Raw genomic sequence first — 25,138 nt, forward strand, 5'->3', positions numbered from 1 at the left:
ACGAGACAAGGAGTCCTTATGAGCGATAACCTTCCTGCATCGCAGGAGAAAACGCCGCACGAGCGTATGCAGGCCAGATTGACGGTCGCCGCGCTGGTGCAGTGGCAGGGCCGCTTTCTGGTGGTGGAGGAGGAGATAAAAGGCCAGCGCCGCTTCAACCAGCCCGCTGGCCATGTAGAGGCCGGTGAAGATCTGCTCACCGCAGCCTGCCGCGAGCTGAAAGAGGAGACGGGGCTGACCGCCACGCCTACTTCCTGGCTTGGCACCTATCTCTACAAACCGGCCGACAGCGAGGCCACCTATGTGCGCACCGCCATCATCTTCGACCTTGAAAAAGCGCCCGGTCAGCACCATCCAGAGGATCCTGACGGCGATATTCTCGCCTGCCACTGGCTCACCCTGGAGGAGATCGCCGAGTGCAAACCGGCCCTGAGAAGCCCCTTGGTGTGGCAGTGCATCGAGGATTATCTGGCGGGTACACGGCTGCCACTGTCGGCACTCAAGGCCTTTATTTGAGGCCATTTGACACTCTTTTACGGCCACGCTGGCCAACAACAGAAAAACGATTTCCTGCTATCAGGCTCCTGATGGGAACTGCGGCATGGATATGTGACCGGGGGCGCAAAACTCTGGTAGAATACGCCCCGTTTAAACGAACTGGTAACTTCGACTAATGACAGACAACAGCCAAATCAAGGTGATCGTCGGCATGTCCGGCGGCGTGGATTCTTCCGTCTCGGCCTACCTGCTCCAGCAGCAGGGCTATCAGGTCGAAGGCTTGTTCATGAAGAACTGGGAAGAAGACGACACGGACGAGTACTGCTCTGCCGCCCAGGATTTGGCTGATGCCAAGGCCGTCTGCGACAAGCTGGGGATGAAACTCCACACCATCAACTTCGCCGCCGAGTACTGGGACAACGTGTTCGAGCACTTCCTCGAAGAGTACAAGGCTGGCCGCACACCGAACCCGGATATCCTGTGCAACAAGGAGATCAAGTTCAAGGCATTCCTCGAATTTGCTGCCGAAGAGCTGGGAGCCACCTACATCGCCACCGGCCACTATGTGCGCCGTGACGACAGCACCGGCCGCCCGCGCCTGCTACGCGGTCTCGATACCAACAAGGATCAGAGCTACTTCCTCTACACCCTGAGCGAGAAGCAAGTGGGTCAGAGCCTGTTCCCGGTTGGCGATCTGGAGAAGCCGGAGGTGCGCCGCATCGCCGAGCAGCTGGATCTCATCACCGCCAAGAAGAAAGACTCCACCGGTATCTGCTTTATCGGCGAGCGCAAGTTCAAGGACTTCCTGGCCAAGTTCCTGCCCGCCCAGCCCGGTAAAATCGAGACCGTGGATGGCAAGGTGATCGGCGAGCATCAGGGTCTGATGTATCACACCCTGGGCCAGCGCAAGGGGCTCGGTATCGGCGGGCGCAAAGATGCCACCGAAGAGGCCTGGTATGTGGTCGACAAAGAGGTCGAACGCAACGTGCTGGTGGTGGCGCAGGGTGAACATCCCCGCCTCTACTCCGATGGTTTGATTGCCAGCCAGCTGCACTGGGTGGATCGCACCCCCATTCGCGAGCCGCGTCGCTGCACCGTCAAGACCCGCTACCGCCAGCAGGATATCCCCTGCCTGATCCAGCCCATCGACGACGAGACCATCCGGGTCATCTTCGACGAGAAGCAGGCTGCGGTGACCCCGGGCCAATCCGCCGTCTTCTACGACGGGGAAGTGTGTCTGGGCGGCGGCATCATCGAACAGCGTTTCAGCCATCCGGTTTGAGCCAATAGCAAAAGGCAGCATACGTGAGCGATAAATTCCAAGACAGAACCATGGCCTTTGCCGGCATCTGCCAGGCGGCCGCGCTGGTCCAGAAGGTGGCCCGCGACGGCAGCTGTGACGAGGCCGCCCTGCGCGAGAGCCTCTCCAGCATTCTGGTGACCAATCCGAGCCACCCGCTCGAGGTGTTCAACAACACCCATCTGGCCATTCGCGACGGCTACCGCGCGCTGGTCGAGCAGCTGGGAGCCGATGGCAGCCAGAAGAATGCCGAGCTGACCCGCTACGTGGTGAGCCTGATTGCGCTGGAGCGCAAGCTGGCCAAGCGCAAGGACATTCTCAACATGCTGGGTGAGCGGATCAGCCAGATCGGTCGCCAGCAACAGCATTTCGATCTGCTCGACGAGCAGATCCTGGCCAACATGGCGAGCATCTACAGCGACCTTATCAGCCCCATCGGGCCGCGCATTCAGGTGGCCGGCACCCCGCTGTTCCTGCAGCAGCCGCTGGTGCAGCACAAGGTACGCGCCCTGCTGCTGGCAGGCATCCGCGCCGTGGTGCTGTGGCGCCAGCTCGGTGGCAGCCGCACCCAGATCATCTTCGCTCGCAAGAAGATGGTGGAACTGGCCAAGCGTTACTAATCATTGGCTTGCGCGCAGGCAGAGGGAGGACAAGGTGAACAGCCGCACATCAGCCTTGATACACCCCGACCGGCGCGCAAGTGAATACGGATCCCCCACACCAATCATCAGGAGTTCACCCCATGGAGCTGTCCGCGCTGACTGCTGTTTCCCCGATTGACGGTCGTTATGGCGACAAGGCCGATGCCCTGCGCCCTATCTTCTCCGAATTCGGCCTGCTGCGTTTTCGCGTTGAAGTCGAGGTTCGCTGGTTGCAGAAACTGGCCAGCCACGCCGGGATCCCGGAAGTCCCTGCCCTGAGCTCGGCCGCCAACGCCCTGCTCGATGGCATCGTCAGCAACTTCAACGAGAGCGACGCCGCCCGCATCAAACAGATCGAGCGCACCACCAACCATGATGTGAAAGCGGTGGAGTACTTCCTCAAAGAGAAGGTCGAAGTGAACCCGGAGCTGGCGGCTGTCAGCGAGTTCATCCACTTCGCCTGCACCTCGGAAGACATCAACAACAACTCCCACGGTCTGATGCTGAAAACCGCCCGCGAAGAGGTCATCAAGCCTTATTGCGAGAAGCTGATCGGCGAGATCAAGCGTCTGGCCCACGAGTACCGCGATATGCCGCTGCTCTCCCGCACCCACGGCCAGCCGGCGACCCCGAGCACCATGGGCAAGGAGATGGCCAACGTCGCCTACCGTCTGGAGCGCCAGTACAAGCAGATCATGGCGGTGGAGATCCTCGGCAAGATCAACGGTGCGGTCGGCAACTACAACGCCCACATCAGCGCCTATCCGGAAGTGGACTGGCACCAGTTCTCCGAGGAGTTCGTTACCTCCTTGGGCCTTTCCTGGAACCCCTACACCACCCAGATCGAACCGCACGACTACATTGCCGAGCTGTTCGACGCCATGGCCCGCTTCAACACCATCCTGATCGACTTCGACCGCGATGTGTGGGGCTACATCTCCCTGGGCCACTTCAAGCAGCGCACCATCGCCGGCGAAATCGGCTCCTCCACCATGCCGCACAAGGTCAACCCCATCGACTTCGAGAACTCCGAAGGCAATCTGGGTCTGGCCAACGCCGTGTTCCAGCATCTGGCGAGCAAACTGCCCATCTCCCGCTGGCAGCGTGATCTCACCGACTCGACCGTGCTGCGCAATCTGGGCGTTGCCATCGGCTATTCCCTTATCGCCTACCAGTCCACCCTCAAGGGTATCTCCAAGCTGGAAGCCAACGACGCCGCCATGGCCGCCGATCTGGACGCCAACTGGGAAGTGCTGGCCGAGCCGATCCAGACCGTCATGCGCCGCTACGGTATCGAGAAGCCCTACGAGAAGCTCAAGGAGCTGACCCGTGGCCGCCGTGTCGATGCCGAAGGGATGCGCACCTTTATCGACACCCTGGAGCTGCCGGAAGCGGTCAAGGTTGAGCTGAAGAAGCTGACCCCGGCCAACTACATCGGTGACGCCCAGCGTCTGGTTGATCTGCTGAAATAAGCGGATAAATGAGATCACCGGGGCCCTGTGCATGATCTGCAACAGGGCCCCGGTTATTTTATGTGGCACCCTATACACGGTTTGCAAGAGGGCTTGCCCGAGGCCGACAGCCGCCTCTGGCAAGACCTCTCCTGACCTTTGTCGAACCCTTTGACGAGAAGATCTATGTACGAACTCAATCTGGATATCGCTCACTTCCTCGAGCACTACTGGCAGAAGCGCCCGCTCCTTATCAAGGGCGGCTTCAAGGACTTTCAGGATCCCATCAGCCCGGATGAGCTGGCGGGTTTGGCCATGGAAGAGGTGGTAGAGTCCCGCCTCGTCACCCGTTTCGACGGCAAGTGGGATGCTGCCCACGGCCCCTTCGAATCCTATGACCATCTGGGCGAAGAGAACTGGACCATTCTGGTACAGGCTTGCAACCACTGGGCCCCCGAGGTGAACGAGCTGGCGGTGCCGTTCCAGTTCATTCCGGGCTGGCGCTTTGACGATGTGATGGTGAGCTTCTCCACCCCTCACGCGGGTGTCGGCCCCCACATCGACAACTACGACGTGTTCATCACCCAGGGTATCGGCAAGCGTCACTGGCGGGTTGGCGATGCCAAGCCGCTCAACGAGTTTGCCGCCCATGCCGCCCTGCTGCACTGCGAGCCGTTCGAGGCCATCATCGACGTCATCATGGAGCCGGGCGACATCCTCTACATTCCGCCCGGATTCCCCCACGAAGGCTACGCCATCGAGCCCTCCATGAACTTCTCGGTGGGCTTCCGCGCGCCGGATGCCAAGGCGCTTATCTCCTCCTTTGCCGATCACCTGATCGACAACGAGGTGCGTACCGAGCGTTACGGCGATGCCGACCTCAAGCCCCGTGCCCGCCACGGCGAGATCCAGCCCCACGAGCTGCACCGTCTGCGCGAGCTGATGCAACAGGCCCTCGATGACGAGACCCTGTTCAAGGAGTGGTTCGGCACCATGATCTCCGAAGCCAAGCACGATCTGGATGTCAATCCGGTCGAGCCGGACTACAGCGCCGAGGAGGTAGCCGACCTGCTGACCCAGGGCGAGCCTGCCATCAAGGTGCCGGGCCTGCGCAGCGTCTGGTTCAGCGGCGAAAGCCAGCAGTGCTATATCGATGGCGAAGCCTGGACTCTGCAGAGCGAAGATGCGGCAGCCATTTCCCTGCTGTGTGACAAGGACATCATCACTCAGGCCGACATGGTGGAGCTGGCCGATCAGGCCGGTTTCCTGCAACTGCTGACCCGTCTGGTCAACCGTGGTTACTGGTTCTTCAACTGATCCGGCGGTAACCGAAGGATAAAAAGGCGCCTTATGGCGCCTTTTTTGTCACTCAGAGGCGGTTCAATTAACAATCGATGCGCGAAGCTGAACCCACTCTTGATGAACCGACAGGTGGTGATTTATTGAACTAAAATGGATGGGTATCATGCGTCCATCCCTGTTCACAAGAGAAGCACCACCATGCAAATCACCTCCCGGCCCATGCCGCTGCCTGATTACGGCAAATATCCCTCCTCTCCGGCTGTCACACCCGAGCAGGTCAATCAGGCCCGTAACGAAGCACTGACCAAGAAGGATGAATTGCAGGCACAGAGCGAAGAGAAAGCAACGGCTCGCAGAACCCTGGCGGTCTCTTATACGGCTAACCAGCAAAATAAAGCCGTGGTGGAGCGCTACCTGGAGGCCAGCGGTCAGGAGAGCGATAGCAAGTCGGGCCCGAGCACTGCTGAACTCTATCAGGCGGCCAATCGCTACCAGCGCCAGCAGAATCTGAGCGACTATATGCAGTTCCAGCAGAGCCCGCTCGCCCAGCAGATGGGGGACATGTTGGGTGAAGATAAACGCAAGGGCACCCAGCTCGATATCATTGCCTGAGCCTATTTGCTCGAATAAGCCCGGCAGGGCCCAATACAAGATGAAAAAGCCCTCGATGAGGGCTTTTTCGTTATGGCTTGTCGCTGCGACGTCTCGTTATAAATGGGACTCTTCTGCCTGCGCATCCGGCAGCTCGTCGGGAAGTTCATCAAACAGCGGGTGATAGAGCACCTCACCCTGCACACCCGCAAAACCGCGCTCCTGCAGCTCCATCGCCATAAAGCAGTCGGCAGGCACCTCATAGATGCAGTGCAGGCCAAACTCGCTGGCCGGGCGGAAACCGAAACGGCTGTAATAGGCCGGATCCCCGAGTACTACCACCCCTTTCCAGTCCATTTCGAGCGCCGTATCAAGCCCTTCACGGATGAGATCAGAGCCAATCCCCTGACCTTGCCAGTCGGGATGAACCGCGACCGGCGCCAGACCGAGCCAGGGCCCTTCCATGCCGTTAATGGTGATCGGGCTTAGCATCAGGTGCCCCATGAACTCGTACTCTTCCTCTTCGACCATGGTCACCACGGCAGCGCCACATTCGCGCAGGCGGTTGACCAGTTCGGCCTCATCGGAACGACCGAAGGCGGCACTCAGCAGCTCATAAACCGGCAGCATGTCACCGGGGCGCTCGGTTCTCAACATCTGGTATTACTCCTCGTACAGCAGAGCAGGCATTATTCCACACAACGGCTGGTCATTCTGAGTACCTTTGTCCAAAAATGGGAGGGTGCACTCAGGAAAACGAGCGGCAAACTGCTGCTGCAAGGCGGTTAGCGTAGCCGGGGTGGCCCTGTTCATCGCCTCGCGGTAGGCCAGCCAGAGGGTGGGAGCCTCCCGCGCCAACCGCTCAAAAGTCAGTTCGGGCGTTTGATGCCAACAACCATCCAGCTCATCGACCAGCTCCGGCAGCTCCACCAGCAGCCGCAATTGCTGGTAGCGAGCCAGCAGTGGCCCCTCCCCTCCGCCATCGGCTCCGGTATTCATCAACTGCGCAATCCATGCGAGTTGCGCCACACGCTCCCCGCCCGTCAGCAGCGCAGGCCCCTGTCGATAGAGGGCTGCCAGTTGCAGCAGCCATGCCAGCCCCTGCTCATCCCGATCCTTGAGCAACACGCCCCCCAGATGATGAAGCTGATCCGGATCCGCCTGCTCCAGCTGCGCGAGCGGATAACCATGAAGCGTCATTACCCTGCCATCGTGCAGCTGGCGGCGCTGATAGGGCACCACCTCACTGGCATCCGGCTCATCCGTAAAGAGCGCGACCGATATCTCGCTACCTGGCAAAGGCACTGCCGACACCGCAGGATCGCGCAGGATCACCACGGCAATCCGCTCATCCGCCAGCCAATGGGCCATCTCGTCGAGCAAGGGGGCAGGCAAGGAGAGGGAACGATCCAATCGCCAGTAGCTCACCTCGCACGGCTGACGACCGCTGATATGGCGCCGCCCGCGATAGTGCATCCCCAGTTTTGCCATCACCCGGCCGGAGGCTAAATTGTCTGGCATATGGCGAGCCGTCAGCGCAGGCAGTTGCAGCTGGTCAAAGGCAAACCCCTTGACCAAGCGTGCAGCCCGGGTCGCCAGACCGCGATTCTGCCAGGGCACGCCGACCCACCAGGCGAGCTCGCCATTCCAGTGCAGGGAGATCACCCCGACCAGCGCCGCCCCTTGCTCCTCTGGCAAGGTGATGGCCCAGCTCCAGCCAAGCCCAAGCGCCGCCTTGCGCCAGCCGAGCGCCAGCCAGTCGCGGGCCCCCTCCGGCGGATAGGGGTGAGGAATATTGAGGGTGTAGCGGGCCAGCGCCTCGTCGCTACAGTAGCGCGCGATCTCGCGATCATCGACCGCCTGCAGTGGCCGCAGCACCACGCCAGCGGCGTGCGAACCCTCGGCCAACGTCGGTATCATCACGCGGCGCGCCAGCAGGCGATTGAGCACGGCGCCCAAATCGGCCTCGGGGGTGAGAGGCAGATCGGCCCCCACCGGACCCAGGGTCAGTAGCCCCTGCTCCTTGGCGAGGGTCAGCAGAGAGGTGGAGGCAGTGATCAGGATCTGGCGGCTGGGATCAGCATGAAAATCCGCCAGCAGATCCCCATCGAGCCAGGCGGCCAGCAGGGCCCCCGGGCAGAGCACCCCATCAGGAGGGCTGCTCGCCCAGGGAGTAACGGTTTGATCGAGGGCGGCCGCCGCCTCTTTGCCCAGCAGCAACTGCCAGCGATGGCCGTGCTGCTGCCAGACCTGCAACAGCGCAGCCCACTGCGGCTGCCACAGAGTCGCCTCGATCAGCAGTTCCATCAGCTGGCCTGACAGGCCGCTGGCAGCGTCAGGTGACGGGGGTGGGCTTCGATACGGGCGATCCAGCTGCGGATAGCTGGCCACCCCTGCAGGGAGAAGATCCCCTCCTCTGCCACATGGGTGTAGGCATAAAGGGCGATATCGGCGATGGTAGCCGCATCACCGCACAAGTAGGGGCTCTGTTTCAGCTGCTGCTCCATTACCGCCAGCGCCTTCTCGCCACCGGCTTTCAGACCGTCGAGCCGCGCCTCCTGGGACTCGGGTCGGCCGAGATAGTGAACGATAAAGCGGGCCACCGCGATGTAGGGCTCATGGCTGTACTGCTCAAAGAACATCCATTTGAGCACCTCTGCCTGCTGGCGCGGATCGGTTGGCCACAAGGCGCTGCCGTGCGCCAGATAGAAGAGGATGGCATTGGATTCCGCCAGCGTATCGCCCTGGCCAATCTCCAGCAACGGGATCTTGCCGTTGGGGTTCATGGCCAGAAATGCGGGGGTACGGGTATCCCCCGCCTGAATATCCACCTCTACCCACTCAAGGGGCAGCTCCAGCCAGCGGGCCAGCAGCCACACCTTGTAACAGTTGCCGGAACGCAGATCACCATACAGACGCATACACACTCCTTGTGAAAACAGATTCAAATAGCGCGCTCAGGGAGCCAGACGCTCGATATGCCAGCCATCCCCGTCGCGGGTGTAGTAGAAGCGGTCGTGCAGCCGGTGCTCGCCCCCCTGCCAGAACTCCACCGTCTCGATCACCACTCTGAATCCGCCCCAGAAGCTCGGCAGCGGCACTTCGCCATTGGCAAACTTCTGCTTGAGCTCAAGGAACTTGGCCTCCAGCACGCCGCGGGCCGAGATGCGGGTCGACTGCTTGGAGACCCAGGCAGCGATCTGGCTATCCTTGGGACGGCTGTGGAAATACTTCATCACCTCGAAAGTGCTCATCTTCTCCACTCGGCCGGTCACATGAACCTGTCTGTCCAGCGTGTGCCAGGGGAAGAGCAGGCTGATACGGGGGTTGCCTTCCAGCTGCTGCGCCTTGCGGCTACCCATGTTGGTGTAAAAGACCATCCCCTGGGCGTCGTAGTGCTTGAGCAGCACAGTGCGCTGCCAGGGCTGACCATCGGCATCCACCGTCGCTACCACCATAGCGGTGGGATCGGTCAGTTTGGCCTCACAAGCCTGCGCCAACCACTTCTCGAACAGCGCCAGCGGCTCGGCCGGCAGATCGGCCCGGTGCAGCCCGCCACGGGAGTATTCACGGCGCAGATCAGCAACATCCATCATCTTGATTTTCCTTCAAATAAATAATGGTTCCACGACCATCAAGAGAGTGACGCAGGCATTGTGCTCCGCTCATCTGCCAGTGACAAGCCATAACACAGCCGAGCACTCCACCGCAGAACAGATAACACTTCGGCAGTTGCTCTTGCCAATTTTCAGACGTAGTCACAGTCAAAAAGGGAATCACACTCGACCACACTTTATATATCTACCTTGCACCGCATGACCCTTACACCTATCATTGCGCCGGTTTATCTGTTTTAGAATCATCCACAACTACCCGGATGGTTCATCTTTATCTGGCCAAGGTTAATCTCATGCTCAAATCCCCACTGTTGCCCCGTTTCGGGGATCTGGTCGTTGCCATTGTTGACGATGTGCTCGGTCAGGGTCTTACCCTCGACCGCGCTTATGCCCGTCAGTTCTCCGGCATCGAACTCAAACCGCAAGAACAGGCAAGGATTGCCCTGGTCACCGGCGACCTGCTGCGCCGTCTCAGCCTCTATTGTTTCCTCACCGGTATTCAGGTGCGTCAGGCCGAAAAGAATGTCTGGCCGCTGCTTCACAGCTGGCACGCATTCCACAAAATTGCCCAGCCCAACCACCCGACCCTGGATCGCTTCAATGAAGAAGCATTCCGCCGCCGTCTGACCGAGGCGAAGAAGAACCCGGTATTGATGGATGGTTGCCCGAGCTGGTTGGAGAAACTGGGAAGCGAGCAGCTGGGTGAAGCCTGGCCTGCCGAGCGTGCTGCCCTGGCCTGGATGCCCAAGCGTTACCTGCGGGTCAACACCCTCAAGTGCACCCGTGATGAGCTGCAGGCCATGCTGGCCAAAGAGCAGGTCACCACCATTCCGGTTGAAGGTGTGGAGACTGCCCTGCAGGTCACCTCTGACGCCGCCCTGTTCCGTACCAAGGCCTTTGCCGATGGTTGCTTCGAACAGCAGGATGCAGGCTCCCAGCTGGTTGCAGCTGCGCTGGAAGTCACCCCGGGCATGCGCGTTATCGACGCCTGCGCCGGTGCCGGTGGCAAGACCCTGCATATCGCCGCCATGATGCAAGGCAAAGGCCGTCTGCTGGCAATGGATGTGGAAGAGTGGAAGCTGGAGAACCTCAAGCAACGCGCCCGTCGCGCCGGTGCCCACAACGTGGAGACCCGGGTCATCACCAGCAGCAAGACCGTCAAGCGCCTCAAAGAGAGCGCCGACCGCGTACTGCTGGACGTGCCCTGCTCCGGTCTGGGCGTCCTCAAGCGCAATCCGGATGCCAAGTGGCGTGATACCGCCGAGCGTCTGCCGGTGCTGGTCGCGCTGCAAGAAGAGATCCTGCAGCGTTACAGCCAGATGGTGAAAGTCGGCGGCCTGCTGGTCTATGCAACCTGCTCCATCCTGCCCGAGGAAAACCGTCAGCAGGTGGACAAGTTCCTCGCCGCCAACGAAAACTTCTGTCTGCGTGACGATCACACCGTGAGCCCGTCAGAGACCGGCTTCGACGGTTTCTACATGGCTCGTATCGAACGGATCGCCTGATCTGCCCGATGACCAGATAGAAAAAGCGGCTGCCATTGGCAGCCGCTCTGTTTTGGCTTGCAGACCCACTCCCGATGGGGTTACAGCGCAGCAATCGCCTCTATCTCGATCTTCACATCCTTCGGTAACCGAGCCACTTCTACGCAGGAGCGAGCCGGATACATGGCATCGTGCTCGGTGAAGAAGTCGTTGTAGACCTGATTCACCGCAGCAAAGTCGTTCAGATCCGAGACAAACACAGTGGTCTTGAAGATGTTGCGCACCTCGCCGCCTGCCGCCTCGACAATCGCCTGTACGTTTTGCAGGGAGCGCAGGGTCTGCGCTTCGATCCCCTCCGCAACGTCGCCGCTCACCGGGTCCAGCGGGATCTGACCGGAGGTGTATAGGATGTTGCCAATCCGGGTGGCCTGCACATAGGGGCCGATGGCGCCCGGCGCCGCCTTGGTAGTGATAACCTGTCGCATCTGTTACTTCCTCGTGCTGACAAACAAAAAGTAGGCCCGGAGCAAGCCTGCTCACCCCGGGCATGAGAGTTACATCATGTTGGTGAAGGTTCTGGAGATGACGTCCTGCTGCTGCTCGCGGGTCAGGGCGTTGAAGCGCACCGCATAACCGGAGACCCGGATGGTCAGGCTGGGGTACTTGTCCGGATTGTCGATGGCATCCAGCAGCATCTCGCGATTCATCACATTGACGTTGAGGTGCTGACCCCCTTCCAAATCCCCCTCATGATGGAAGTAGCCATCCATCAGCCCCACCAGATTGCTCTCGCGATTGGCCGGCTCCTTGCCGAGCGCCCCCGGCACGATGGAGAAGGTGTAGGAGATCCCGTCCTTGGCATATTTGAACGGCAGCTTGGCCACCGAGGCCAGCGAGGCGACCGCCCCCTTGCGATCCCGGCCGTGCATCGGGTTGGCCCCCGGCGCAAACGGCGCACCGGCGCGACGGCCATCCGGGGTGTTGCCGGTCTTCTGGCCATAGACCACGTTGGAGGTGATGGTCAGGATCGACTGAGTTGGCACCGCATTGCGGTAGGTCGGCAGCGCCTGGATCTTCTTCATGAAGCGCTCGACCAGATCGCAGGCGATAGAGTCGGCCCGCTCGTCATTGTTGCCGTACTGGGGATACTCCCCCTCAATCACGAAATCGACCGCCAGCCCGTCGGCATCGCGCACCGGCTTGACCCTGGCGTACTTGATGGCCGCCAGCGAATCGACCGCCACCGACAGACCGGCAATGCCGCAGGCCATGGTGCGATAGACGTCGCGATCGTGCAGCGCCATCAGCGAGGCCTCATAGCTGTACTTGTCGTGCATGTAGTGGATCAGGTTCAACGCGCTGATGTACTGCACCGCCAGCCAATCCATAAAGCTGTCGAGGCTGGCCATGACGGTCTCGTAATCCAGCACCTCGTCCATGATGGGCGCCACTTTCGGGCCAACCTGGATCTTAAGCTTCTCGTCCACCCCGCCGTTGATGCAATAAAGCAGGGTCTTGGCCAGATTGGCACGGGCCCCAAAGAACTGCATCTGCTTGCCGATCACCATAGGGCTCACGCAGCAAGCAATGGCGTAGTCATCGCTCTCGAAGTCGTTGCGCATCAGGTCATCGTTTTCATACTGCAGGGATGACGTATCGATGGAGATACGGGCGGCATAGGTTTTGAAGGCCCGCGGCAATCCTTCCGCCCAGAGGATCGTGAGGTTGGGCTCAGGCGCCGGCCCCATGGTCTTGAGGGTGTGGAGGTAGCGGAAGGAGTTCTTGGTCACCAAGGTGCGACCATCCAGCCCCATGCCACCAATCACCTCGGTCGCCCAAATGGGGTCGCCGGAGAAGAGGGAGTCAAACTCGGGGGTACGCAGGAAACGTACCATGCGGATCTTCATGATGAAGTGATCAACCAGCTCCTGGGCATCCTGCTCGCTGATAAGCCCCGCCTTAAGATCCCGCTCGATATAGATGTCGAGGAAGGTAGCGGTACGACCGAGGGACATGGCCCCGCCATTTTGCGACTTCACCGCCGCCAGATAGGCAAAGTAGAGCCACTGCACTGCCTGCTGCGCCGTGCGTGCTGGCCCGGAGATGTCAAAGCCGTAGCTGGCCGCCATCTGCTTGATCTGCACCAGTGCCCGCTTGTGCTCTGCCAGCTCCTCGCGCTGACGGATCACCTGCTCCAGATTCTCGCCACGCTCGAGGGCCGGTTGCAGATCGGCAAACTGCAGTTCCCGCTCACGGATTAGATAATCTATGCCATAGAGCGCGACCCGACGATAATCTCCGATAATGCGACCACGGCCGTAACCATCCGGCAAACCGGTCAAAATCCCCGATTTTCGGCAGCGCAACATCTCGGGAGAGTAGACGTCGAACACGCCCTGGTTATGGGTTTTGCGCAATTCGCTGAAGGTATATTCAAATTCGGGATCCATCTCCCGGCCATATGCTTCAAAAGAGCTGCGGATCATATTTACACCGCCAAATGGGTGCAGTGCTCTTTTAAGGGGCTTGTCGGTTTGCAGGCCAACAATCTTTTCCAGCCCTTGCTCGATATAACCCGGCCCGTGGGCAGTAATGGTCGTGGCAATATTGGTATCAAAATCGACCGGTGCGTGGGTGGCATTCTCAATGCAGATCCCCTCCATCACCTTATTCCACAAAGTGGTGGTCGCTTCGGTCGCATCTGCTAAAAACTGTTCGTCACCTTCATAGGGGGTGTAGTTCTGCTGGATAAAATCACGGACGTTGATCTCGTGCTTCCAGTTTTCACCGGCAAACCCTTGCCATGCCTGACGGAATTTATCCTGATCCAATTGCATATCAACTTTCATCAAATAAACCTCATTCACTACTCATGACACTACAGTGGAAGATGTCAGACGCACTCGGCCTGACGAACCTGCTGCCCCAGACGAATGGCATCCAGCGCGATCATTTTCTCTTCATTGGTGGGAATAACCGTCGCCAGTACCATGGACTCTGCCGCCGAAATCACCCGGCAGCCCTCGCTATTGGGACGCTGGTTAAACGGCTCGCTGATCGCTACGCCAAATACCTGAAGTCGTTCGCATACCAGCTTTCTGATAAAGGCCGAGTTCTCGCCGATCCCGCCGGTGAAAATAACGGCATCCAGTCGGCGCAATGAGGTGGCATGGCCGCCGATATGGCGGGCAATACGATGGACAAAAGCGTGAATGGCCAATTTTGCCCCGGGATGTCCTTCGTGATAGGCAGCTTCCAATACCCGCATATCGGAGGAGAGCCCCGAAATACCCAGCAGGCCGGACTGCTTGTTCAATACCCGCTCGATATCCTCGATGGATTGTCCTGTCTTGCTGGCGATATAGGCCAGCGCGCCAAAATCGATATCGCCGCTGCGGCTGCCCATGATCAACCCCTCCAGCGGCGTCATCCCCATCGAGGTATCGACGCTCTTGCCATCCTGTACCGCACAAATAGAGGCGCCATTGCCCAGATGGGCGATGACCAGACCGGCATGCTGCTCATCCAGCCCCATAAATACGCAAGCCTGCTCGGCCACATAGCGATGGGAGGTACCGTGGAAGCCATAGCGGCGCACGCCGTAATCCTGCAAATATTGGTAAGGCAGCCCATAGATATAGGCTTCCGGCTTCAGGGTCTGGTGAAAACCGGTATCAAATACCGCAATTTGGGGTTGTGTGGGAAATAGCTGACGAGCCGCCATCACACCGCATAAATTGGCGTGATTGTGCAGGGGAGCCAAGGGTGACACCTGCTTTATTTTGGCCAATACATGTTCATCAATGATGGCCGCTTCGCTAAATTCACTACCACCATGAGCAATTCGATGACCCACCAGTGCAATGGCATCCAGCAGATCCCGTTTTTTCAATTCCGCCGCGATGGCAGCCAATGCACAGGTGTGGTTATTTTCAGGTAATGACATAGCGGGCTCTTTACCCACTTGCAATTGGGGATGGGCCGTCTCAATACCATCCGCCATACCGGATATCACCACCTCACAGGATTGACTCTCCAGTACCGAGAATTTGACCGATGAGGAGCCGCAATTGATAACCAGAACCAACGAATCAAACTTCATTACATCGCCTCGAGATTAATAGTGTCAAGTCACTGCAGTCAGGGCATTTCGCCATAAACAGAAAGTCAAAAAACGGCAAGCCTTACCCAGGGCCCACATAATTGTGGCCAACGAAGAACCGGTTATTGCTCATGTCTGACTGCACCATCCAGACCCCGCCAGGGGGGCCTGAATGGTTGATGACTTGCAGAAAAGGTTTTCAGAACAGCTTGGAAACTATATTCAGGATGGTCAGCACACCGATGATAGTGACAAACAGGTTGCTGGCCTGACCTTTATATTTTGCAAGTGCCGGTGTCTTGCTCACCGCATACATCGGCAGCAGACAGAGCAGGGATGCGATGATTGGCGCCCCCATTGCCTCAATCAGGTCGAGGATGTTGGGGTTCACATAAGCGACCAGCCAGGTCGAACCCATGATGAACAACATACTGACCATGTTGAGTTTTTTACTGGAAACCTTGCTCTTGTCGCCCTGGTAGCCAAAGCGGAGGATAAGGCCGTTCAACCCTTCCAGCGTCCCCAGATAGTGGCCAAAGAAGGATTTGAAGATGGCAACCAGCGCAATGATGGACGCCGCATACTCCAAAGTGGTGGCAAACGCAGACTTGCTGCCCGTCATTGAGGAGAAGTGGTTGGCCAGATAGGAGAGCACCGGAATGTTCTGGGCTTTGGCTTCCGCCATATTTTGCGGTGACAGGGTAAAGAGGCAGCTGAAGGCAAAGAACATCACCACGGCCACCATCAGCATGCTGGCACCGGAGATAATCTTCGAGCAGCGCTTCTCGGTAAAATCACGACCGAACTCCTGCTCATACTCTTCCCGTTTGGAGACGATGAAAGAGGAGACAATCGGCGAGAAGTTGAAGGAGAAGACCATGATGGAGATCCCCAGCCAGACGGTAACCAGAATACCATCGTGACCAAACATCGATATCTCGCTCAGATTGACCTGATCAAAGACGGCACTGTTCCAGTACGGGACAAGGGAGAGAGATATAACGATCAGACTGGCAATAAAGGGAAAGACCAGATAGCTCATCACCTTGACCATCAGATCTTTACCGAAGTAGATCACGAATGCCATCAACATCAACAATGCCAGTGCAACCACACCTCGATTAAGCGGAACCAACTGTAGTTGATGCTCCCAAAATGCCATAAAGGTATTGGTGATCGTCACTCCATATATCCACAGCAGTGGGCAGATGGCAAAGAAATAGAGGAAGGTAATTACTACTCCACCCATCTTGCCAAAATGCTCCTCAACGGTCTCGGTAATATTTGCCGATGGATTACTGCCAGAAAGACATAATCTGGCCAACGCTCTGTGGCAATAAAATGCAATGGGGTAAGCCAGCACCAGCATGATTAATATTGGGATCAGGCCACCATATCCGGCCCGGATTGGAAAGAACAAGACTCCCGCCCCGATAGCAGTACCGAACAGACCTAATCCCCATGTGGTATCCGATTTACGCCATGCACGCGTATTCTCTTTACTGCCGGTGACAACACTGTCTAATATCATGACTGCATTCCTTACAGGCTAAATTGACGAATATTGTTCTGTTCGATAATTTCGGCGATCCGGGTCAGATCAATATTGCCACCCGAAATAATGCTGACGGTCTTTTTACCTTCGACATAATGTTTCAGCTTGCCACTGAGCAGCGCTGCCGAGGCCAGAGCTCCCGCCCCTTCGGTAATCACCTTGTTGCGCTGAATAAGGTCAACCATGCTATGACGAATATCATCCTCGGTGACCAGTACAATATCATCCACCAATTGTTTGACGATTTCGAAGGTCAGTGAACCGGGTCTTGCCACATCACAGCCATCGGCCAGCGTGCTGCTGGTTCTGTGATTGGTCATGGTACCGGCATAGAAAGAGGCCGCCATACCGTGCACATTCTCGGATTGCACACCAATCACCTTGATGGTCGGATTAATAGATTTGATAGCCATGGCAACACCAGCAATCAAACCACCGCCACCGATCGGCACTATGATGTTATCGACATCATACAAATCTTCGATAATTTCCAGGCCAATGGTGCCCTGGCCGGCAATTACTTTTGCATCGTCGAAGGGGGGGATAAATACGCGGCCTTCCATCTCCACGATTTCGCTGACTTTGGCAATGGTGTCATTGAAGCTATTTCCATGGAGGATCACTTTGGCTGAATAGTCACTGGTTGCAGCAATTTTTGATTTGGGGGCACAGCAAGGCATGACCACCTTGGCATCAATTCCCAGCATAGCACTGGAGAGTGATACACCTTGGGCATGATTGCCCGCCGAGCAGGCGACAACACCTTTTTGTCGGTCTTCCAGACTTAATGAACTGAGCTTGTTGAAGGCGCCACGAATTTTAAAAGAGCCTGTACGTTGCATGTTTTCAAGCTTGAGGTAAACCTCGCCATGGCAACGTTCGCTGATGTAGTTAGAGGGTAGTTGCGCGGTCTTGTATATATGATTGGTCAGTCTTTTTTTGGCTTCAGTAATATCATGAAGACCAATGGGCAGATTGCTATACATCTTCATCGCAAATCTCTTTTTATTTATTAATTTGTAGGGTTTTATTTCACAGGGCGAAGCGATACTAGGTTCTATCACTTGCAATTAATGTGAGCATAAACACAAAAAAAATCTACAAAGAGACTGCGTTACGGTGAAATTATCAAAAAATGTGATGGCAGCAACACTTGAATCCAAATGGATTAAAAAAAGTAATCAGATATTGGCAAAGAATATAATTAACAACTCCAAAACAAAGCCGTAAAGATTAGATTTTTAAGGGCAATTTCGTTGCTTTTTGCAACCGGCAATCAGTTGCTTGCCTGCCAGAACCGGGACAATAAAAAAGGGAGCCTATAAGGCTCCCTCTCGACAACACAAAACCGATTACTCGGCTGCAGCATCATCTTTCTTGTACTTGGCAGCAGTCTCTTTGATCAGAGCCTGCAACTCGCCAGCCTGGAACATCTCGATCATGATGTCACAGCCACCGATCAGCTCACCTTCAACCCACAGTTGGGGGAAGGTCGGCCAGTTGGCGAATTTTGGCAATTCGGCGCGTATATCCGGATTTTGCAGGATATCAACGTAGGCAAACGGCTCGCCGCAGGACATCAGAGCCTGGGAGGCCTGGGCAGAGAAGCCACAGCTGGGTAGCTTGGGGGAGCCCTTCATGTAGATGATGATGGGGTTGTCAGCCAGCTGCTGCTTAATCTTTTCAATAGTTTCCATAGGTGCCTCACTAGAGCGATTTCGGCGGCCATTCTACTGCAATCTTGCCCGAGCACAAACTGACAAAGGGGTGACCCGGCTCGAATTGTGCAAAGAACCCACACTGGATTGATCGCGATCATGGCGCCAATCAAGAGTTGTTAGGCCATCTTTGATACTGCTACAATCCCTTGGCTTTGGGCTACCCAGCCCCATTATTTTAAAAACAACTCTTTTCACATATAGAAAAGAGTACGCAATGTCTTGCAACCGTCGCCTTCGCACGGTCCAGCCAATGGAGAGTAGAAAATGGCATTCGAACTTCCCGCTCTGCCCTATGCAATCAACGCTCTGGAACCGCACATCTCCCAGGAAACTCTGGAATATCACCACGGCAAGCACCACAACACCTACGTGGTCAACCTGAACAATCTGGTGCCGGGTACCGAGTTTGAAGGCAAGTCTCTGGAAGAGATCATCAAGACCTCCAACGGCGGCATCTTTAACAACGCCGCCCAGATCTGGAACCACACCTTCTACTGGCACTGCCTCTCCCCGAATGGCGGTGGCGAGCCGACTGGCGCCCTGGCTGAGGCCATCAACAAGGCATTCGGCTCCTTCGCCGAGTTCAAAGATGCCTTCACCAAATCTGCCATCGGCAACTTCGGTTCCAGCTGGACTTGGCTGGTGAAGAAAGCTGACGGCTCTCTGGCTATCGTCAACACCTCCAACGCTGGCTGCCCGCTGACTGAAGCCGGTACCACCCCGCTGCTGACCGTTGACCTGTGGGAGCACGCCTACTACATCGACTTCCGCAACCTGCGTCCGAAGTACATGGAAACCTTCTGGGCTCTGGTTAACTGGGAATTCGTGGCCAAGAATCTGGCTGCCTAATCAGCCTCGCTTGCCAAAACGCCCCGCACTGCGGGGCGTTTTTTTATCTCGATATGGCTGCGAAAATGAATAAGGCGCCCGCAGGCGCCTTTTACATATCGAGATGACCCGTTTACTGGTCCAACTCGTCCATATATTCATCCAGATTGGCATCGTCGGCCTGCTCTTGCTGAGACGCTTTCAGCTCGGTCTGCTTGCCCGTCACCTTGCCCTGGTTATATTGCAGGTAGAAGTCCTTGGTCAGCGCATAAGGATCGAGGGAGTTGTCGATGATCCGCTCCTGATCGATCAGCTTGGCGCGATTACCCAAGCCATCTAGCACCCAATGGGTAACCCTCAGCGGGATTGTCAGCAAGGCATAGGGGAAATAGATGGTATCAATGGTGTCACCAACCAGCTCCCGGGTGGTAGTCGGGCCGTAGACAGGCACCATGATGTAGGCACCATTACCGATATCGGCCCTGCCCAGCACTGTGTCCATTTCCAGCTTGTTACGCTCGAGGCCGGCATGTTTGGCCACATCGAAGATACCCAGCAGACCGACCGTGGTGTTGAGGGTAAAGCGCCCCAGGTTGGTGCCCGCCCCCTTCAAATCACCGGTGATCAGATGGTTCACCATGCTGCTTGGCTCATCAAAGTTGGCAACAAAGTTGGCAATGCCATCCTTCACCCCAACCGGAATGTAGCGGGCATAGGCATGTACCACAGGACGTGCCACATAGGGCTCCAGCACATCATAGTTGACCGCCCACATGGCCCGGTTGGCCCCCTGGAAGGGATCGCGCGGATCGGCCGCCGTACTGGTGGCACCCGGATTATTCATGCCGGGATTGAGATCCAGACTCTCTGGGCCAGGCTTGGGTGGACCACCGGCACAGCCAGCCAGCAAGAGGGCTGCCAGTATGGCCCCTGAACGAAGATACATATGATTGTCCTGACGTTTTATTTTGATTTATCAGAAGTATAGATAACCCGGCTCCTATCCAGGAGCCGGGTTATCCAAAGGCATATTAGAGGGCGTGATCGATACGGATGTCAATCGGAGCAGCAGGGATCTCGGCCGTCTTGACCGGCACGGATACCCCTTCGAAGGCTCCTTCCTTGTTCATCACATTGCCACCGCGCGAGAGACGCGCCTTGAACTGCAGCTCCGGATAGGCCGCCAGTTTGCTGCCTTCCATCATGGCATCGCCATCCCCGAGTGACAGGGTAACAGGCAAGGTTGGCCCTGCGATACGCTTCACGGCGATGGGCATGGGCGGCCCGTTGGGCACCACGGCAAAGACGAAGAGATGGGCATCTTCCGGCATCTGAATGCCCGCCGCCAACGTGACGTGGATGGGGAATTCCCCCTCCTTCACCGCCAGCGGTTGTCCCTCAACTGCGCCCGCTTTGGCTGCGCCTGAATTCGTCACCTCGATGCCGCGCTGCTTGAGCTGCGCGCGGGCGTACTCCATGGAGCGCTCGACCATCACGTAACGGGGGGTACCTTTCTCCATCAGTGGCAACATCGCCTGCCAGCGAGACAGCGCGGTCTGGAAGTCCTCTTTTTGCAGCGCCATAAAGGCATAGACAGAGCGTGCTTCGATATTGTCCGGATCCTGCGCGATAGCCGCTTGCAACAGGGCATCCGCTTGCGCCTCATCCCCCGTCATCATTAGCGCCTGCGCGTAGGGCACCGCCACCAGCGATTTCTGGGGAGCCAGCGTGTAGGCCCGCTCCAGCGCCTCGCTGGCCATTTCAGGATCATTGCCATCCAGCGCCAAACGTCCCAGCAGCAGCCAGCCGCGGTAGTCGTTCGGTTCATCCTTGAGGCGGGTACGCAGTGCCAGCGTGAAATCCAGCAGATCCTGCTCGGTCACCTGGGCATCGCGTTCCACCAGAATGCGGTTGCTCAGCTCGCCAAGACGGCTGCTGGCATCTTGCCAGCGACTCACCTCTTGCCAGGAGCCCAACTTGTAGTAGAGCCCCAGACTCACCACCAACAGCACCAGTACACCCGGGATCCAGATCAGACTCTTGCCACTGCGGGCAGTCTGCTCCACATCGGGGATATCATCCAGGAGGCTTCGTTGCAGCTCGACCAGCGAGTCGGACTCCTCAGCCAGGACACCCTGCTCGCGCTCTTCGCCAATCTCCAGCAGCCGCTGGCGATAGAGCTGTTTGTTGAGCGCCGAGCGACTGATGCTCTGTTTGCCTTCACCACGCCACAGCGGCACGACGAGCGCCAGACTCACCAGCACCAGCAAGCCCGCAATAACTATCCAAAAAGCGGTCATTGTTTCTCTTCCTCTTTGAGCAGCTCGGCCAGTCGGCGCTGCTCCTCCTCGCTCAGGGCGTTATCCAGTTGTTTTTTCACCGCAGGGGGCCGGCGGCTGCGCATCACGACCACGGCGCCACCGATCAGGATCACCAGCAGAGGGCCGAGCCAGAGGATCAGGGTGGAGGCCATCAGGGGCGGGTTATAGAGGATAAAGTTGCCGTAACGGGCCACCATGTAATCCACGATCTCCTCTTTATCCTTGCCCTCGCGCACCATCTGGTAGGTCTTGTCGCGCAAGTCCTTGGCCAGCCCCGCATTGGAGTCGGCGATATCCTGGTTCTGGCACTTGGGGCAACGCAGCTCCTTGGTCAGTTCGCGAAAGACCTGCTCCTGATTGTCGTTGTCGAAGGTGTAGACATCGATAGCGGCCATGGCCGGCGCTTGCACCACCCATCCCAGCAACAGCAGCAGGGAAGCAATCAATACTCTCATCAAGACTCCCCTCACTTCATGGCATCAAAGATGGGTTTGAGGGTCGACGCCCAGTTCTCGGGGTTGATATCCCCCACGTGGCGATACCGGATGATCCCCTTGCTGTCGATAAAGAAGGTCTCCGGCGCGCCGTATACCCCGAGATCCAGCCCCAGCATGCCGTCCGGATCATAGAGGTTGACTTGATAGGGGTTGCCCAGCTCAGCCAACCATTTGATCGCCTTGTCGCGCTCATCCTTGTAGTTCATGCCGATGATGGGAATGCCCTGCCCTGCCAGCTGTTTGAGGTAGGTGTGCTCGCCATAGCAGGTCGGGCACCAAGTGGCCCAGACGTTGAGCAACATGGGGCGACCGGTCAGGATACTGCGATCGTGCTGCTTTTTCAGATCGTAAATGTCCTGCAGGGTGAACACCGGCACCTCTTTGCCCACCATCACGGACTCAAGCTTGGTGGGATCGGAGTAGAGCCCTTTGAACAGGAACACAGCCCCCAGCAAAAAGACGATAAAGGGGATTAAAAACAACCAGGTCTTTTTGTTCATGCCTTGGCCTCCTCCTCACGACGGCCGAAACGGTAACGCTTGTCGAGCATCGCCAGCACGCCACCAATGGCCATAAAGACGCCGCCGAACCAGATCCAGCGCACGAACGGCTTGTAGTAGATCCGCACCGCCCAAGCCCCGTTGTCGAGCTGTTCCCCCAGCGCCGCATAGAGATCGCGGGTGATGCCGGCATCGATGGCAGCTTCGGTCATCGGCATCCGGCTCACCTTGTACATCCGCTTCTCGGGCTTGAGCAGGGCGACCTGCTTGCCATTCTTGTGCACTTCCAGCACGCCCTTGAAGCCATCGTAGTTGGGGCCGTTCTTCTCCTTGATCCCGGCAAAGACGAATTCGTAATCGGCAAAGTGCACCCGATCACCCGCCTGCATTCGCAGATCCTTCTCGATGCTGTAATTCTGGGTGCAGGCGATACCTATGATGCTGACTGCCAGCCCCACATGGCCGAGGATCATGGCCCAGTGGCTGTTGCCAAGCTTGCGCACACCGACTGCAAAGCTGTGCTTATGGGTCGCTCGCGCCCAGGTCTCCTGCACGCTGGTGACGATGATCCAGGCACCCAGACCAATCCCTACCGCCGCCCACGGCTTGAAGGTTTCGGCAAAGAGCAGCGGCAACAGCAAGGCTGCGGCCAGACTCAGTACCAGTGCCACGACCACCTTGCTTTTGAGTTCCCCCAGCTCCTGACGACGCCAGCGAAACAGCGGGCCAACCCCCAGCAGCAGGGCAAACGGGATGATCAGCCAGCTGTAGATGTGGTTGAAGAAGGGGGTACCGATAGAGATGCTCCCCAGCCCCAGCTCCTTGTGCACCAGCGGCAGCAAGGTACCGAGCAGCACGGTCAGCAGACCCGCCACCAGCATGATGTTGTTGCAAAGCAGCAGGGTCTCGCGGCTCCACAGCTCGTGTTTGCCGTGGCTCTTCACCTGCGAGCCTTTAAAGGCAAACAGCAGCAAGGATGAACCGATCACCGCCAGCAGGAAGCCGAGAATAAACAGGCCGCGGGTCGGATCGGAGGCAAACGCATGCACCGACACCAACACGCCGGAGCGTACCAAGAAGGTACCCAGCAGGCTCAGCGAGAAGGCAGAGAGGGCCAGCAGCACGGTCCACGCCTTGAAGGTGGCGCGCTTCTCGCTCACCGCCAGCGAGTGCAGCAGAGCGGTACCCGCCAGCCAGGGCATGAAGGAGGCGTTTTCTACCGGATCCCAGAACCACCAGCCGCCCCAACCGAGCTCGTAGTAGGCCCACCAGGAGCCGAGCACGATGCCAAGGGTCAGGAATACCCAGGCCGCCATGGTCCAGGGGCGCGACCAGCGGGCCCAGGTCGCATCGAGACGGCCGGTCATCAGCGAGGCAATGGCGAAGGCAAACGCCACCGAGAAGCCCACATAACCCATGTAGAGCATCGGCGGATGGAAGATAAGACCCGGATCCTGCAGCAGCGGATTGAGGTCACGACCATCTACCGGGAAATAGGGCAAGGTGCGGGTGAAGGGATCGGAGGTGAACAGCACGAAGGCAGTGAAGCCGACCGAGATCAGCCCCAGCACACCGAGTACCCGCGCGACAGCATCAAGCGGCAGACGGCGGCTGAACATGGCCACCGCCGCAGTCCAGCCACCCAGGGTCAGTACCCACAGCAGCAGGGAACCTTCGTGGGCCCCCCATACCGCCGAGATGCGATAGGCGAGCGGCAGCAGGCTGTTGGAGTTAGTGGCCACATACTGCACGGTGAAGTCGTTATCGATAAAGGCCCAGGTCAGGCAGAGAAACGACAGCAGCAGCAACAAAAACTGGGCATAGGCGAGCGGACGGGCCGCCGACATCATGCCAAGACGCCCCCAACTAGCGCCTAGCAGCGGGTAGCTGCCCAGCAGCAGGGCGGTGGCAAAGGCCAGGATCAGCGCAAACTGACCTAATTCCGGGATCATGAAGGCATTCCTTTCAATTGAACGGTGACAACAGCCGCACCACGCACGGCAGGCAAAGCGGAAAAGGCAAACACCACAGGGATCACTGCTTGGCTCCCTTCAACTGCGCCTCGGTATACTCCGGCTTGAAGTGCATACCGTTGGTGGCATCGGCCACTTCCGGCGGCATGTAGTTCTCATCGTGCTTGGCCAGCACCTCGAACGCCTCTACGGTCGTGGCATCCTTGAGGGTGCCCTGGGCAACAATCCCCTGCCCTTCACGGAAGAGATCCGGCAGGATGCCGTCAAACTCGACCTTCACCAGATGACCGCCGTTATCCACCAGCTTGAAGGCAACCTTGAGGCTCTGGGGATCCCGCTGTACCGATCCCGGTACGACCAATCCACCGATGCGCAGGCGCTGTCCCTCTTCCGGCTTGATCTTGTCCGGCCCCTTCCCCTCCACCAGCTCGCTCGGGGTGTAGAAGAGGTCGATATTCTGACTGAGGGCGTAGAGCACCAGCCCGCTGACTGTCGCCAGACCCAGGGTAATGGCGAGAATGATGGTGAGGCGTTTTTTGCGTCTCGGATTCATAGGGTGTTCTCCATCTGCTGGGCCGCCTTGCGACGGGCCTCACGCGCCTGCTTGCTGCGCAACTCACCGAGCAGGCTGCGGGTTTTCATGCGGCTAGAAATGATGATGCCGACCAGACACACCAACGTCAGGCCAAAAGAGAGCCAGACATAGAAGGCGTAACCGCCCATCGCCATAAAATCACTGAAAGAGGCAAAGTGCATG

General features: G+C 57.8%; 25 protein-coding genes. 8 read left to right on the forward strand and 17 right to left on the reverse strand.

Annotated elements, in window-relative coordinates; translation table 11 throughout:
* The first annotated feature begins 18 nt into the window (after positions 1 to 18).
* The 6 genes from ACTG2J_RS14615 (at position 19) to ACTG2J_RS14640 (ending at position 5,804) form a co-directional block, all read left to right on the forward strand.
* Positions 19 to 516 carry an NUDIX hydrolase gene (locus tag ACTG2J_RS14615; RefSeq protein ID WP_162628486.1) on the forward strand — a complete coding sequence of 166 codons (498 nt, stop codon included), beginning with the start codon at positions 19 to 21 and terminating at the stop codon, positions 514 to 516.
* Between the two features lie 157 nt (positions 517 to 673).
* Positions 674 to 1,780: a tRNA 2-thiouridine(34) synthase MnmA gene (gene mnmA, locus ACTG2J_RS14620; RefSeq protein ID WP_005353619.1), complete on the forward strand. Its 1,107-nt coding sequence runs from the start codon at positions 674 to 676 to the stop codon at positions 1,778 to 1,780.
* 23 nt (positions 1,781 to 1,803) lie between these two features.
* The gene (gene hflD, locus ACTG2J_RS14625; protein WP_041208876.1) at positions 1,804 to 2,418 is read left to right on the forward strand and encodes a high frequency lysogenization protein HflD; all 615 of its coding nucleotides are present in this window, start codon (positions 1,804 to 1,806) and stop codon (positions 2,416 to 2,418) included.
* A 122-nt stretch (positions 2,419 to 2,540) separates the two neighbouring features.
* Entirely contained in the window at positions 2,541 to 3,911 is a 1,371-nt protein-coding gene (gene purB / locus ACTG2J_RS14630; RefSeq protein WP_113740757.1) for an adenylosuccinate lyase, read from the forward strand.
* Between the two features lie 165 nt (positions 3,912 to 4,076).
* The gene (locus tag ACTG2J_RS14635) at positions 4,077 to 5,207 is read left to right on the forward strand and encodes a ribosomal protein uL16 3-hydroxylase (RefSeq protein ID WP_042031527.1); all 1,131 of its coding nucleotides are present in this window, start codon (positions 4,077 to 4,079) and stop codon (positions 5,205 to 5,207) included.
* 183 nt (positions 5,208 to 5,390) lie between these two features.
* Positions 5,391 to 5,804: a hypothetical protein gene (locus ACTG2J_RS14640; RefSeq protein WP_113740758.1), complete on the forward strand. Its 414-nt coding sequence runs from the start codon at positions 5,391 to 5,393 to the stop codon at positions 5,802 to 5,804.
* A gap of 96 nt (positions 5,805 to 5,900) precedes the next feature.
* Here ACTG2J_RS14640 and ACTG2J_RS14645 read toward each other — a convergent pair whose 3' ends face one another.
* From ACTG2J_RS14645 to pdxH, 4 genes are read right to left on the reverse strand one after another with little or no spacing between them, the layout of a single operon-like run.
* Complete coding sequence (locus tag ACTG2J_RS14645; RefSeq protein WP_005353625.1) at positions 5,901 to 6,440, reverse strand: GNAT family N-acetyltransferase; 540 nt, start codon at positions 6,438 to 6,440, stop codon at positions 5,901 to 5,903.
* A gap of 6 nt (positions 6,441 to 6,446) precedes the next feature.
* Positions 6,447 to 8,090 (reverse strand): GNAT family N-acetyltransferase, encoded by a 1,644-nt coding sequence (locus ACTG2J_RS14650; protein WP_113740759.1) that lies wholly within the window; start codon positions 8,088 to 8,090, stop codon positions 6,447 to 6,449.
* Positions 8,090 to 8,704: a glutathione S-transferase family protein gene (locus ACTG2J_RS14655; RefSeq protein WP_113740760.1), complete on the reverse strand. Its 615-nt coding sequence runs from the start codon at positions 8,702 to 8,704 to the stop codon at positions 8,090 to 8,092. Before ACTG2J_RS14655 ends, ACTG2J_RS14650 begins: the two co-directional genes overlap by 1 nt.
* A gap of 36 nt (positions 8,705 to 8,740) precedes the next feature.
* Positions 8,741 to 9,379: a pyridoxamine 5'-phosphate oxidase gene (pdxH, locus tag ACTG2J_RS14660; RefSeq protein WP_005353629.1), complete on the reverse strand. Its 639-nt coding sequence runs from the start codon at positions 9,377 to 9,379 to the stop codon at positions 8,741 to 8,743.
* Positions 9,380 to 9,693: 314 nt separating this feature from the next.
* Here pdxH and ACTG2J_RS14665 point away from each other — a divergent pair, with 314 nt between their 5' ends.
* A complete protein-coding gene (locus ACTG2J_RS14665) occupies positions 9,694 to 10,905 on the forward strand; it encodes an RsmB/NOP family class I SAM-dependent RNA methyltransferase (RefSeq protein ID WP_439989443.1) in 1,212 nt (403 codons plus the stop codon).
* 80 nt (positions 10,906 to 10,985) lie between these two features.
* Here the strand turns inward: ACTG2J_RS14665 and ACTG2J_RS14670 are convergent, their stop codons facing one another.
* The 6 genes from ACTG2J_RS14670 to ACTG2J_RS14695 form a co-directional block, all read right to left on the reverse strand.
* Complete coding sequence (locus ACTG2J_RS14670) at positions 10,986 to 11,369, reverse strand: RidA family protein (protein ID WP_076494278.1); 384 nt, start codon at positions 11,367 to 11,369, stop codon at positions 10,986 to 10,988.
* Positions 11,370 to 11,438: 69 nt separating this feature from the next.
* Positions 11,439 to 13,733: a formate C-acetyltransferase gene (pflB, locus tag ACTG2J_RS14675; RefSeq protein WP_439989442.1), complete on the reverse strand. Its 2,295-nt coding sequence runs from the start codon at positions 13,731 to 13,733 to the stop codon at positions 11,439 to 11,441.
* Positions 13,734 to 13,777: 44 nt separating this feature from the next.
* Positions 13,778 to 14,986, reverse strand: coding sequence for a propionate kinase (tdcD, locus tag ACTG2J_RS14680; protein ID WP_439989441.1), 1,209 nt, complete (start codon positions 14,984 to 14,986; stop codon positions 13,778 to 13,780).
* A gap of 199 nt (positions 14,987 to 15,185) precedes the next feature.
* Complete coding sequence (gene tdcC, locus ACTG2J_RS14685; RefSeq protein ID WP_019444738.1) at positions 15,186 to 16,517, reverse strand: threonine/serine transporter TdcC; 1,332 nt, start codon at positions 16,515 to 16,517, stop codon at positions 15,186 to 15,188.
* An 11-nt stretch (positions 16,518 to 16,528) separates the two neighbouring features.
* Positions 16,529 to 17,533, reverse strand: a complete 1,005-nt coding sequence (tdcB, locus tag ACTG2J_RS14690) for a bifunctional threonine ammonia-lyase/L-serine ammonia-lyase TdcB (protein WP_005334660.1) — start codon at positions 17,531 to 17,533, stop codon at positions 16,529 to 16,531.
* Between the two features lie 360 nt (positions 17,534 to 17,893).
* Positions 17,894 to 18,238 carry a Grx4 family monothiol glutaredoxin gene (locus ACTG2J_RS14695; protein WP_005353650.1) on the reverse strand — a complete coding sequence of 115 codons (345 nt, stop codon included), beginning with the start codon at positions 18,236 to 18,238 and terminating at the stop codon, positions 17,894 to 17,896.
* 288 nt (positions 18,239 to 18,526) lie between these two features.
* On the opposite strand from ACTG2J_RS14695, the gene sodB reads away from it, so the two are divergent.
* On the forward strand, positions 18,527 to 19,111 hold the full coding sequence (gene sodB / locus ACTG2J_RS14700) for a superoxide dismutase [Fe] (RefSeq protein WP_019444736.1): 585 nt from the start codon (positions 18,527 to 18,529) through the stop codon (positions 19,109 to 19,111).
* Between the two features lie 112 nt (positions 19,112 to 19,223).
* On the opposite strand, the gene ACTG2J_RS14705 is transcribed toward sodB, so the two are convergent.
* The 7 genes from ACTG2J_RS14705 to ccmD form a co-directional block, all read right to left on the reverse strand.
* Positions 19,224 to 20,036 carry an MlaA family lipoprotein gene (locus tag ACTG2J_RS14705; RefSeq protein ID WP_021229893.1) on the reverse strand — a complete coding sequence of 271 codons (813 nt, stop codon included), beginning with the start codon at positions 20,034 to 20,036 and terminating at the stop codon, positions 19,224 to 19,226.
* 85 nt (positions 20,037 to 20,121) lie between these two features.
* A complete protein-coding gene (gene ccmI / locus ACTG2J_RS14710; RefSeq protein WP_064335795.1) occupies positions 20,122 to 21,390 on the reverse strand; it encodes a c-type cytochrome biogenesis protein CcmI in 1,269 nt (422 codons plus the stop codon).
* Positions 21,387 to 21,866: a cytochrome c-type biogenesis protein gene (locus tag ACTG2J_RS14715; RefSeq protein ID WP_043820944.1), complete on the reverse strand. Its 480-nt coding sequence runs from the start codon at positions 21,864 to 21,866 to the stop codon at positions 21,387 to 21,389. Before ACTG2J_RS14715 ends, ccmI begins: the two co-directional genes overlap by 4 nt.
* An 11-nt stretch (positions 21,867 to 21,877) precedes the next feature.
* A complete protein-coding gene (locus ACTG2J_RS14720) occupies positions 21,878 to 22,408 on the reverse strand; it encodes a DsbE family thiol:disulfide interchange protein (RefSeq protein WP_064335794.1) in 531 nt (176 codons plus the stop codon).
* The gene (locus ACTG2J_RS14725) at positions 22,405 to 24,360 is read right to left on the reverse strand and encodes a heme lyase CcmF/NrfE family subunit (RefSeq protein ID WP_113740467.1); all 1,956 of its coding nucleotides are present in this window, start codon (positions 24,358 to 24,360) and stop codon (positions 22,405 to 22,407) included. Before ACTG2J_RS14725 ends, ACTG2J_RS14720 begins: the two co-directional genes overlap by 4 nt.
* Before the next feature lie 82 nt (positions 24,361 to 24,442).
* Complete coding sequence (ccmE, locus tag ACTG2J_RS14730; RefSeq protein WP_005334685.1) at positions 24,443 to 24,934, reverse strand: cytochrome c maturation protein CcmE; 492 nt, start codon at positions 24,932 to 24,934, stop codon at positions 24,443 to 24,445.
* Positions 24,931 to 25,137 (reverse strand): heme exporter protein CcmD, encoded by a 207-nt coding sequence (ccmD, locus tag ACTG2J_RS14735; RefSeq protein WP_274161149.1) that lies wholly within the window; start codon positions 25,135 to 25,137, stop codon positions 24,931 to 24,933. Before ccmD ends, ccmE begins: the two co-directional genes overlap by 4 nt.
* Position 25,138 lies beyond the last annotated feature (1 nt).

Source organism: Aeromonas sp. 6P, assembly GCF_051919525.1.
GTDB classification, from domain to species: Bacteria; Pseudomonadota; Gammaproteobacteria; order Enterobacterales; family Aeromonadaceae; genus Aeromonas; species Aeromonas veronii.